The 10,609-nt window shown below is 56.4% G+C and carries 10 protein-coding genes and 1 pseudogene; 3 read left to right on the top strand and 8 right to left on the bottom strand.

Going from position 1 to position 10,609, the window contains the following annotated elements; genetic code table 11:
- Nucleotides 1–146 precede the first annotated feature (146 nt).
- From FJ145_26190 to FJ145_26180, 3 genes are all read right to left on the bottom strand, one after another.
- Nucleotides 147–977, bottom strand: coding sequence for a hypothetical protein (locus tag FJ145_26190; protein ID MBM4264901.1), 831 nt, complete (start codon nucleotides 975–977; stop codon nucleotides 147–149).
- Nucleotides 978–1,073: 96 nt separating this feature from the next.
- Nucleotides 1,074–1,574: a DUF1669 domain-containing protein gene (locus tag FJ145_26185; GenBank protein ID MBM4264900.1), complete on the bottom strand. Its 501-nt coding sequence runs from the start codon at nucleotides 1,572–1,574 to the stop codon at nucleotides 1,074–1,076.
- A gap of 382 nt (nucleotides 1,575–1,956) precedes the next feature.
- A complete protein-coding gene (locus FJ145_26180; protein MBM4264899.1) occupies nucleotides 1,957–2,808 on the bottom strand; it encodes a TauD/TfdA family dioxygenase in 852 nt (283 codons plus the stop codon).
- A gap of 193 nt (nucleotides 2,809–3,001) precedes the next feature.
- On the opposite strand from FJ145_26180, the gene FJ145_26175 reads away from it, so the two are divergent.
- Complete coding sequence (locus FJ145_26175; GenBank protein MBM4264898.1) at nucleotides 3,002–3,181, top strand: hypothetical protein; 180 nt, start codon at nucleotides 3,002–3,004, stop codon at nucleotides 3,179–3,181.
- Nucleotides 3,182–3,483: 302 nt separating this feature from the next.
- Here the strand turns inward: FJ145_26175 and FJ145_26170 are convergent, their stop codons facing one another.
- The 4 genes from FJ145_26170 to FJ145_26155 form a co-directional block, all read right to left on the bottom strand.
- Nucleotides 3,484–4,497 (bottom strand): xylose isomerase, encoded by a 1,014-nt coding sequence (locus FJ145_26170; protein ID MBM4264897.1) that lies wholly within the window; start codon nucleotides 4,495–4,497, stop codon nucleotides 3,484–3,486.
- Between the two features lie 35 nt (nucleotides 4,498–4,532).
- Nucleotides 4,533–5,534 carry an ABC transporter substrate-binding protein gene (locus tag FJ145_26165; GenBank protein ID MBM4264896.1) on the bottom strand — a complete coding sequence of 334 codons (1,002 nt, stop codon included), beginning with the start codon at nucleotides 5,532–5,534 and terminating at the stop codon, nucleotides 4,533–4,535.
- A gap of 32 nt (nucleotides 5,535–5,566) precedes the next feature.
- The gene (locus FJ145_26160) at nucleotides 5,567–6,496 is read right to left on the bottom strand and encodes an isopenicillin N synthase family oxygenase (GenBank protein ID MBM4264895.1); all 930 of its coding nucleotides are present in this window, start codon (nucleotides 6,494–6,496) and stop codon (nucleotides 5,567–5,569) included.
- Nucleotides 6,497–6,620: 124 nt separating this feature from the next.
- Nucleotides 6,621–7,034: a hypothetical protein gene (locus FJ145_26155; GenBank protein MBM4264894.1), complete on the bottom strand. Its 414-nt coding sequence runs from the start codon at nucleotides 7,032–7,034 to the stop codon at nucleotides 6,621–6,623.
- Nucleotides 7,035–7,279: 245 nt separating this feature from the next.
- Between FJ145_26155 and FJ145_26150 the strand changes: the two genes are divergently transcribed.
- Both FJ145_26150 and FJ145_26145 read left to right on the top strand, forming a co-directional pair.
- On the top strand, nucleotides 7,280–8,167 hold the full coding sequence (locus tag FJ145_26150) for an integrase (protein ID MBM4264893.1): 888 nt from the start codon (nucleotides 7,280–7,282) through the stop codon (nucleotides 8,165–8,167).
- Nucleotides 8,151–9,231 (top strand): annotated as a pseudogene (locus FJ145_26145) (transposase). Before FJ145_26150 ends, FJ145_26145 begins: the two are co-directional and overlap by 17 nt.
- A gap of 595 nt (nucleotides 9,232–9,826) precedes the next feature.
- On the opposite strand, the gene FJ145_26140 reads toward FJ145_26145, so the two are convergent.
- Nucleotides 9,827–10,033, bottom strand: coding sequence for a hypothetical protein (locus FJ145_26140; GenBank protein MBM4264892.1), 207 nt, complete (start codon nucleotides 10,031–10,033; stop codon nucleotides 9,827–9,829).
- Nucleotides 10,034–10,609: the final 576 nt, after the last annotated feature.

The raw sequence follows: 10,609 nt of genomic DNA, 5'->3' as shown, positions 1-10,609 counted from the left end.
GAGGGCGGCATTTCAGGCTATGTGAGCCTGAATACACAGGCCACTGACCCTAAGAGCCACACCCTCGTCGAATCTCTTCTACTTGATTCCCAGCGCTACCGCTACCTGCTAAATTCCGATGGTAGACACCTATTGTAGCCTAAGATTCAGCGGGCCATGAGTAACGCCGCCGCGGCGCGCGACATTTTCTCGTTTTCGTGTGCTGCCCCGGCGACGACTTGGAACTGCCAGGCGATGTCGACGCCTAGTTGCGTGGCTCGCTGTCGCGCTTCTTTCATGAAGTTGTGACCGCGCTCGAAGCGCTGGCTCCCCTGCGTCATCGCTCTCGCTGTCTTACGCAGCTCAGGGTGGTTGGGATCGGTATCGCGGTCACCGAGCATGAGGGTAAAGTCTCGCGCGAAGCTTTTTTGCAGTGAGGCTTCGGTTGCCGGTGATCCGCCAAGTCCGTAAGGGAACTTGATGTCGAACCGTGGCACGGTGTACCAGCCGGAGTTGGCCGCGATCGCCCTAGCGCAACGATTCTCCGCCAATAATAGTACTAGCCGATGGACGAACTGGCCTCCTGCGGAGTGCCCGTAGATAAAGTAATCGGCGCTGCGATTGCCGGTTGCCTCTTTGATCGCGTCGAAGAGATGTTCGATGACGCTGAAGGACCATAAGGACTCATCGCGGATCTGGCCGGCGCGTGTCATGACGCTTGAGTACGCATAATCGCCGCCGCTCCACTGGCGCGGGTCGAACAGCGGTGCGACGATCATCCAGCCATTTGTATCCGCATGTTGAACCCAGGCATCGCGCATGCCCTTAGCGTTTTTGCCATGGCCGTGCATGACGAACACGATGCGCGCCGTATTGGAAGCCAGCGACTTGGGAAGGTAGGTATAGACAACGATCGTCTTCGCACTGTCGCCTTTGGCATCGACAAAAGTAATTTGATTGGCGCCTGGGATGATCCTTATCGGTGCGTCTCCGGCCAAGGCATGCGGCTTCGGAGCAGGCGTCAACAATAGAAATAGCAGCGCAACGCGAAGCTTGCACAGAGCGTGGAAGTTTTTCCAGGGCGACATGGTATTTCAGTGAATCTTTTCCCATTCCCGTTCGTAGTTTTGCGCCAGCTCGGGGCAGTTCAAGATCAAAATGTTTTCCCAATTATTCTCTGATTTGACCGTCCAGTTATACGAGCCGGTGATCACCTTGGCGCCGTCGATCACAGCGAACTTGTTATGGTTGCGGCCGCTGGCGGCCACGGTATGTACCCGCACGCCGCCCGCGCGCAAACGCTCGACGAGCGCCGTGATTTTCTTGCCCGAGCTGCGATTTTGATCCACTTTTATCCGAACCGCGATATCTTTTTTGGCGAGCTTGATTAATTCGCCGGCCATTTCGGCGTTGTCGAACCCGTACAAGGCTAAGCTCAGTCGGCTTTTGGTTTGCTGGATGGCTTCTGTGACAACGCTGCCGAGGCTGCCCTCGCTCGAAAACCTCGACTCAACCTGGCACTCCATGGCGGCGGCGACTTGGACAAATGTCAGCAACACGAATGCAATCGTACTCAAGCGCAATGACCTCATCATAACCTCCGATATTGCGGTATCAAGAAACTGCAAAAGAGTCCGTTAATATTTCGGGTTCTTTAAGATATCCGATGCAAGCTTCTAACACGAAACTGCCCGTGATGCAGTTGGAAACTATGACTCCCCAGCCTCCCACAAAAAGAGCGGCCAACTTGTTCTCCGTCCTCATCCATCTACAACGCCAAAGCGGGATAACGTTTCAGGTGGAAACGGTTCGCGCTCATGCACGGCGGAAGCGCCAAACGGCCGCTAACCGCGCGCCGCTTGGAAACAGAATGAGAATTTAGTTTCACAAACCAACTACCAAAGTCTGGCATCCTGTTTTGACCGTTACTCGGATAAATCACCACTAAATGCTCCGTGTCCGTTCGACAGAGCGCGATCAGAATGGCTTGTCCCCGATTGTCGACGTGCGGTGCAGCAGCCGGATGTCGTCCATCGCATAGCCGCCGCAGGCTTGATGATTGAGGCTGCGATTGTCCCACATCACAAAATCGCCCAGGGTCCACTTGTGACGGTAAACGTTCTCGGGCGCAGTCAGGTGCGCAAATAGGCTGTCGAGCAGTGGCTGCGCCTCGGCGTCGTCCATGCCCTCGATGCCGACGGTAAATCGCGGCGACAGGTAAAGTCCCTTGCGGCCCGTCACCGGATGGGTGCGCACGAGCGGATGAAGGACGTTCTTCGTCGACTGCCTCTGGTAATACTCTTCGCCCCCCTCTCGCGTCACCGCCACACGCGGATTCCCCAATTTGCTGCGCTGATGGATCCCCCTGCGCCCCTCAATCCGTGCTTTGATCGAGTCGGGCAAGCTCTCGTAGGCGCCGTGCATGTCGGCGAATTCCGTATCGCCGCCATGCTTGGGTATTTTATGCGCATAGAGCAGAGTCGCGAGTGAAGGCGTTTCCCGGTACGACTGGTCCGAGTGCCAAAAATCGCCCGCCGCAACGACACCGATGAATTTGCCGTCGACCTTTTCATTGGAAAGGATCGCCACCTCCGGAAAGCCCGGCACGCGCTGATCGTCGTCATACAACATTTCCAGCGGGCCAAACCGACGGCTAAAGGCAAGCTGATGCTGCGGCTCGATGTGCTGATCGCGAAAAACCACCACCTGCTTATTCACAAAGGTGTCGACAATCTCATTGAACAAATTCTCGTCCAACTCCTTTGACAGGTCCACGCCGGTAATCGACACCCCGAACCTGCCGGCCAGAGGTTGCATATCGAACGCCATCGTTTCGCCCCCTTTTATTGTCTCGATCGAATCGTATCAAGCGATCTCGCTTATTTTCAACTTCCTGAAGGTAACGGTTGCGGGGCGATAGGATTTGCCGGATGGAAAATTCAGCTCCTTTCTGAATCTACATGCATATATTCAACCCTGACACTGATTGTCCTCAAGAAGAACCCTGACCAGCCTGGCAGCCTTGGCCAACCTCTACACGGTGTGGCACGCGCGCAAACTACGCGCGCAATCAAAAGTACCCGAAGCTCTAATAACCATGACGACGTTGGAAAAGCAGCGGACCGCTTTTGTGATCGGCGCGTCAGCGGTCACGCTGGGCATCGTGCTCTTCGAAGTCGTGGCCCACGCCCTGCTGCACTAAGCCACGCAGGTTGGAACCGCGGATACAAAACCAAGCCAGCGCCGGCGTGGGATTAACCAGTCGCAGGCATTCTCATCAGTAACATAGGGTTTTACCATCCATCTATGGAATTGATATCGGTGAAATTACCCACCGAAACTTCGAGCTAGGGTCGCTGCCGAGGCCCGGCGACGGAATATCTCCCAATCAACGATTGTCCGGGAATCGTGAGCGCAGAACGGCTGCACAGATTATGAATCCGCTATTTTGAAGCCGATTACGGCGCCGCCGCAAGGCTTGAAGGCTTTGCCGCCGGCTCGTTCTCAGTAGCTGATTTCAAGAGAGAGGCCGGCGTCATGAACGGCTTTGAGATGGTTCCATGTCGAGCGTATCCACCGCGCACAGGCGACGTTGTGTTCAAATAGGGAGTACTTGGCATTATCGCCGTAGTCCGGGCGGTCGATCATTTCGGTGTTGATGAAGCGCAGCGGGCTCTCAGGGTGGCTGAGATGATAGCGCATGACTTTTCGAAGCGCTTCTTTCGCCGGCTCCAAACGCCAAGCTTGCCACGGCGAATGCCATTCGCCGGGTTTCGGCTTTAAGAACGGGTATTGGATGCCACGGCCGGGCTTTCCAGCAGCATCGGTCGACCAAACATTCTTGGGGCCGTTAGGTGACACCGGCCGGAACTGCGCATAGACGATCATATTCATGGCCAGCCAGCGCTCGCAGAGGTTGCCGGGCTCGAATGGATCGAGCACCACCAAGCCAGCGTCAACATCTTCGCGAATCTTGGAAAGCTCTTGCTCTTCCGGGTTGTCGATCTTGAACGCGCAGTGACTGTAGTCGAGAGTAAAGTTGAACCGTATACCTCGCGCGCGCACCTTCTCGGCCACGGGGACGACGCGGCGAAAGTCTTCGGACCACGTGGCGACATGCAATTCGAAGGAGGGTTGAACTCCAAGGCGCGCGCCCATCTCCCAAACCCGCAAGTAACAGTCGACCACCTCATCGTCGGACAGCGCATGGCCATCGGCATGGTAGGTGCGAATCACGATATTTTGATACGTCGATTGCAAGCGCGCGGCGTTGGCCATATTGACACCAAACGCGGCATCGTCGCGGCCCAGCACGTAATGCGCAGTTCCAGTGTGCATCGGCATGCCATACTTCTGCGAGCAACGGATATATTCGTCCATTAACTCCGGTGGCGGTAGTCGATCGAGATAATCGAACACGCCGGAATCGCGAATCATCCGGAATTGCCGGTCGACGGATTCGCTCACACCATGCGTGATGCCGTGCGCCTGACAGCCGATTAGGAAATCTCTTGCCATGCTTTCAGTGCCTGGGTTCGCTACCGGCGGGATCTCTACTTGCAAAGGTAGCCTTCGCGACAATAGATGCCCATTTCGCGCTGCACCTCGCGCAGCAGCCCGATATTCGTCACCTGAGAGATCTGGATCTTGTGCGGATCGAGCTTCAGAGATCCGGCGGCGAATTCGAGCAAGAACCGCATGCTCTTCTCAGTGAACCCGCCGGGATCTTCAGCGCTCACCTTCGGTATTAGCAGCTGCAATGCGCCTCGCGCAATATCTGGTTGGATTTTCAGCTCCTTGGCCGCAATCTGCGCAGTCTCGTCGGGATTTTGTCGAATGTGCAACAAAGCGCGAATCTGCACCCGCAGCCAACGCTTGATCAAATCGGGATTGTCTCGCAACAACTGCTCATGGACCGACATGCCGCCGAAGGGCACGGGGAACACGTCGGACGAGCTCATGAGAATGTTAAAACCCCGCGGCACTAGTTGTGCCGCAACGTCGGGATTAATTGCCGAAGCCGCCGCCTGCCGCGTCTCCATCGCGATCACCCGCGCTTTGGAATCGGCGCTGGTTAAAAGGTTGACATCGACTCCCGGTTCCAAACCCATTTTCTTGAGCATCAAACGCGTGGCGACGTCCGTGCTCGAGCCGGGAGTCGATATCACGACCGTCTTACCCTTGAGATCGCGGGGCTCTTGGATTTCCGGCCGCACGACGAACTGAAAGGTTGAGCTATTGAACGTGTAAAATACCGACTTGAGCGGCGCCCCCTGCAGACTTGGCGCTAAGGTCCCACCCGCGACGGCAAAGTCGATCTGCCGCGACATCAACGCCGGCAGCGCCACTCGCGAACCGACCACCAGCAGCTTAAAGTCAATCCCCTCTTTCGCGAAAAAACCTTTAGCCCGCGCCAAATAGGTTGGCAAATAGCCAAAGTCGGGCGTCGATACAGCCTGTTTGACTTCAACCATTCTGCGCTCGTCCTGGGCAAAACAAACGGCCGGGAACAAGGCATAGAAAAAAGTCGCGACTGCGGCGCTCCAATGGACCATCGAATAAGCCTCCCAACGACGGTGAGCGTTGATTAGTAAGTCGCGCGCCGGCTACCCTGAGCGCGCGCGCGGACATGTTCCCCGGCTGTGACCGGAGGATATTTTGCGGGGTTGTCCGCCGACTGACAGGGTTCAAGACACGATATCACCGTGTCCCGGTGGGGACTATAGAACAACACGACCGAATAACGATCATTGGGAGGGGCGTCACCGAATGGCACCACACGGTGCGGCGACGAGCGGAACAGACCATTCGTCCATCGCTCCAAGAGATCGCCGGTATTCACCATCGCCGTATCCGGTATCGGCGGCGCAGCAACCCAGCTGCCATCTCTCACTTGTACTTCGAGCCCGCCGGACTCATCCTGCACCAACATGCTTATCCCGCCGAAATCCGTATGCGCTCCAGCGCGTAATTGACCGAGCAAAGGCGCCGCGACCACCGGCGGGTAATGCAACAAACGCAGCGTCGAGTCTGCGCCCTCGAAAAACTCTGCGAAGTAGTCTTCTGGCAGCGTCAATGAGAGCGCAATCGCCCGCAACAGCCTCTGACAGCACTCCCCTGCGCTTTTTTGGTAGGACAGCAACACCGACTTGAACGAGTCCATTCCAACCGGCCAAAGCGTAGGGCGCGCGCCGGCGCGCTCGGGCCCGCAATGATATATTTCTTTCAAGTCGCCGGGCTGGCCTTCGTCGAGCGCTTGCAAGCCGATTCCTTCGTAGCCGCGGCTCGAACCGGCGCGCTCGGGTCGAACCGTATTCTTGACTCCCTGAGGCGAAGCGAAAAACCGCTGCGACTGTTCGAAGACCGCATCGATCTGTGATTTTTGCAGGCCGTGATTGCGCAGATAGAAGAAGCCGCAGCTTTCGAGCGCGCCGCGAAGCGCCCGTGCAACTTCGCGCTTGCCCGCGGGATCATCAGCGGCGAATCCTGCGAAATCGATGATCGGCAGCCCTGTCATGGTCTCTGGGTTACTTGCTCGATCGATCTTTTCTCTTTGGGTTGGGCATCACACTATGCGCGCACATCGAAAGCCACCTCGCTGAATGTATGGTCTATTCAGAGGATCTTGGCAGCTGCCGGCATTATTCCTGATTTGTCTGATGCAATGCAATCGAAAAAACCGCTGGGAGCCTAGACGCGAACTGCAAAGTGAAATGCAAACGATTGCCGATGCCCGGCTGGTCTGCGACCTCGCCGCGCAACTCGATGTGTCCCTTGCCATCTCCAACGAGACGCAAACTCAACTGCTCCTCCATCGTCGTGAACGCCGCCGTGCCACTCAAGGTCTGGTGAAGCGGGCGAAGCTCGGACATGAACTTGGTGAACTCTCCGGTGATGATGGTCGCTGACACCTTGCCACGAAATCCTCCAGCCTGCACTCGAATCGTCACCGTCAGCCAGTTGTCGTCATAATACTCGCCGACGGGCGCACGCTCGTAGCCATGCACCTCTACTGCGATGCGCTCCTGCTCTGAATGACCGAACGAGAATGTCATGGCGCGTAGTGTGGCCTAACGTTCGAGCTAAGCTGCCCGCGGAGGCAGGCTCTGTATGCCCGGACTGTGATGATGCAACATGTGCCACAGGCCGGGCTTACAGTGCCTGCCGTAGCGGGTCAGCTTGAGCGAGGGGTTCAAGTAAGCCGCTGCGCGGCAGTTAATCCGTCCTGACATTCTTCCAATTCCACCGTCCCATCATTGTTCGATAAAGGACTCCTATCTTTTTTAGAAGGAGAACTTTTATGAACGATTGGTATCAACGCATGATGGCGGTCCTGCAGCTCAACGGGAAAGGAGAGCCCACTCAGAAAGCCTATACCCGCGCGGTCCGGATGCTCTGTGAGTTTTATCACAAAACTCCCGACCTGGTCTCCGAACCCGAGCTCCAAGAGTACTTCCTGCACCGCAAAAACGTCAGTCGCTGGTCCCCCAAGACCATGCGCATTTGCTATTGCGGTATTCGTTTTTTCTACGTCAACGTGCTCGCGCGCGACTGGCATATCCTCTCCATCCTGCGCGCCCAAAACGAACACCGCCTCCCCGCCGTTTTGAGTGTCGAAGAAGTCAGAAGCATTCTGGCTCAGGTCAAAACCTTCCACAACTACGTTTATCTTTCCACGGTCTACTCCTGCGGTCTGCGCCTCGATGAAGCTCGCCACCTCGAAGTCTTCGACATTGACAGTCAGCGCATGATGATCCATGTCCACCGCGGCAAAGGTGCCAAAGATCGCTATGTCCCATTGCCGCCGTCGACACTGGCCTTGCGGCGCGCCTACTGGCGTACTCACAAACATCCCAGGCTTATCTTTCCAGCGCTGGGCCGAACCCGAACCAGCGTCAACGAGTCGGCTCATCCCATGGCCAAGAGCAGCGTCCAGGGCGCCTTTCGTCAAGCCAAGCGCGCCGCGGGTGTCAACAAGAAAGGCGTGTCCGTTCACACCCTGCGCCACTGTTACGCCACTCATCTCCTCGAAACCGGCGTCAACCTGCGTGTCATCCAACGCTACATGGGCCACTCCCGTCTGGAAACCACCATGCTCTATCTCCACCTGACTCAGAAGGGCCAGGAAGATGCCTGCCAGTTGATCAACCACGTCATGGAGGGACTCGATCATGACCTCCATGCGTGAAATCTTTACCACCTTCGGTCCCGAGTACCTTCAACGCTATGCCCAACAACCATCGCAAAGTCATTGACGCCATCGTGGCCTGTCGGACCGAAGCCTGTGGGGTTGCTTTCTACCAGTGTCAGGGTTGCGCCGAGCCCCAACAGTTCTTTTGCTCTTGTGGCAATCGCCACTGCCCCACCTGCCAGCACAACAAATCCCAACAGTGGCTCCAAACCCAAATCAAACGTCAACTCCCGGGCCATCACTTCCTGATCACTTTTACCGTCCTACAACAGCTGCGCTCGTTTATCCGCCAACACCAGCGCCTTTGTTACTCCGCTCTGTTCAAAGCCTCTTCGGATTCAATCAAAAAACTCGCCGCCGATCCCAAGCACATCGGCGGCGATCTGCCGGGCTTCTTCGGCGTGCTCCACACCTGGGGCCGAACCCTTCAGTATCACCCCCACATCCACTACATTGTTGCAGGCGGCGCCATCCGCTCTTGCGATAGCTCCTGGCATCCCTCCAAAATCGATTTCTTCCTGCCCGTCAAAGCCCTGTCGAAAGTCTTTTGCGCCAAGTTCCGCGACTTGATCCAGCAGGCCCAAGGCTTCGATCAGATTCCTAAGGCAGTCTGGCAGATCGACTGGAATGTTAACTGCCAGGCCGTGGGCTCCAGCGAAGCCACTCTCAAATACCTCGCCCCCTACGTCTTCAGGGTCGCCGTCTCCAACTCCCGCGTCATCGCTGTCCAAGACCGCATCGTCTTGATCCGTTATCGTAAGCCCCACAGCGAACGATCCCGAACTCTTTCCCTCGATGTCATGGAGTTTATCCGCCGTTTCTTGCAACACCTCCTCCCCGCCGGTTTCATGAAGATCCGCTACTACGGTTTTGTCAATCCCAATTGCAAGCTCCCACTCGATCGCATTCGTGCCTTGATCGAACTGAGCTATGGCTTCGCGCTCGATCTGCCGGTGGTGGAACTTTCGCCTGTGTGCCGTAGTACGTGTCCAAGCTGCGGTGACCTGCTCAAGTTCCGCTCGCGACTGGCACCGATCAAAATATTGCACCGCTCGGGTTAACCCGACTCCCTTTAAACGAAAATCGATTGTTCCCAAAGTGCTTCTGCGCTCATCGCCCAGGGTAAACCAAAGGCCGTGGTGTGACCACAACTCTTGGATGATGTTTGAATATTTTGCTCTGCTGGATAATCGAGGAGGAAAAACTCAACGTAACTTAACTTTGCCGACCGACAACTTTACTGCGCACCCACTCGCCTACACGATTTTCATCCTCACCGCGCAGCCGCCAACCACCCACCACAACCGTTTCCCTTGCTCGTCACTCGAACACGGGCTTCTTGAACATCGGATTGAAACGACTCGGAAGTCGTCTCAATCCTTCTTGGTTAGAGCTCATTGGCGCAGTAGGTCTTCTGACACCCACTTCAGCTGACGAAGGAAGGCGTGCAAACGCGAGACTACCTGCTCCGGCCTCTCCACGCGAACCCACTGCTTCTCTTCTTGCGGCGTGTCGATGTACCTAAACTCGACCAGACCATCGAGCCGCGGCGAGACGCGAAGAAGCGGCCCCATGTAGGGGTACACCACCGGTGTTTGGGTTACGCAGAGGTCAAACATTGAGGTCCATGCGAACAACGCCGTCGCCAACGGCCCACTAGCGACGTGCGCACACGGCGCGACCGCCTCGATTTAGCACATGGGTGTAAATCATCGTCGTGCTGACATCGCTGTGGTCAAGGAGTTCCTGCACCGTGCGGATGTCGTCCCCGTCTTCGTGAAACATTGCCCCAACTGCGGCGGCGATTTGAAGATCATCGTTGCCATCGAAGACCCGCCGGTGATCGTCACGATCCTCACCCATCTCGGTCTACCGACCCGCGCTCCGCCGCGTGTGCCGGCGCAGCGATTCGATTTATTCCAAACGACCTGACAAGTCGCAAACCGGTTGCCAATGCGAGCCGACGGACGGGCTCACTCTGAGTACGAGCGAGTCGCGCGAAAAGGAACATTTCGCGCGACTCCGACCGCTGCGGCGCCAGAGCCGACCCCGGCAAAAGCGCAAATTTCACTAACCGCTCCGAGGATTGACACGCTCACCGGTCCAGCGATATGTCTCCGGGCAGAAAAAAAGGTGGTTTGAATTTCCTATACCTAGTCCATCGAATGGAACGGGCAGCAAGTCTGGCCTGAAGCGAAAAACGCAACTTAATCCAATTGACAGTATACATCGTGCTGCGCTATGGGTGCGCGTAGAGAGCATCTTGAACGAAGCTTAGCTTGATAACGGCACTGCTCGGTGCTCTATGGAGGGAGCCGTTGTCAATAGGTGTGTAAAAAGATACTAGGCGGCGACCCTCATCTCTTTGCCATTGTCATACTTCGTCCCGCGCGCTACTTTTCCGACAAGCTGTGGTGCGTTCAGTTTGCGGAAGCTCTT

The sequence above is a fragment of the Deltaproteobacteria bacterium genome, from assembly GCA_016874755.1.
Taxonomy (GTDB): Bacteria; Desulfobacterota; Binatia; order UBA9968; family UBA9968; genus DP-20.
Note: the sequence above shows the minus strand (reverse complement) of the source record. Positions and strands in the feature narration are given on the sequence as shown.